Source organism: Pseudomonas frederiksbergensis (genome assembly GCF_003732665.1).
Taxonomy (GTDB): Bacteria; Pseudomonadota; Gammaproteobacteria; order Pseudomonadales; family Pseudomonadaceae; genus Aquipseudomonas; species Aquipseudomonas frederiksbergensis_G.
In genome coordinates, this window is sequence record NZ_MOBP01000181.1 from 1 (window position 1) to 296 (window position 296).

A 296-nucleotide genomic window follows, 5' to 3' on the forward strand; every position below is an offset into this window, starting at 1 on the left:
GGCGCTTACCAGTATCCGTTGCTGATTAAACGACTGCTGATGTCCGGCGCTCGTTACGAGAACACCCGCGAGATCGTGTACCGCGACCAGTTGCGCTACAGCTATCCGACCCTGATCGAACGGGTCGCACGGCTGGCCAATGTGCTGACAGCGGCCGGGGTCAAGGCCGGGGATACCGTGGCGGTGATGGACTGGGACAGCCATCGTTACCTGGAATGCATTTTCGCCATCCCGATGATCGGCGCGGTGATCCACACCATCAATTTGCGCCTGTCGGCGTAACAGATTCTATACAC

1 pseudogene is annotated in these 296 nt (G+C 58.8%); it reads left to right on the forward strand.

Annotation, left to right across the window (positions count from 1 at the left end):
- Nucleotides 1-276, forward strand: a pseudogene (locus tag BK665_RS33725) (AMP-binding protein); the annotation flags it as partial.
- Nucleotides 277-296: the final 20 nt, after the last annotated feature.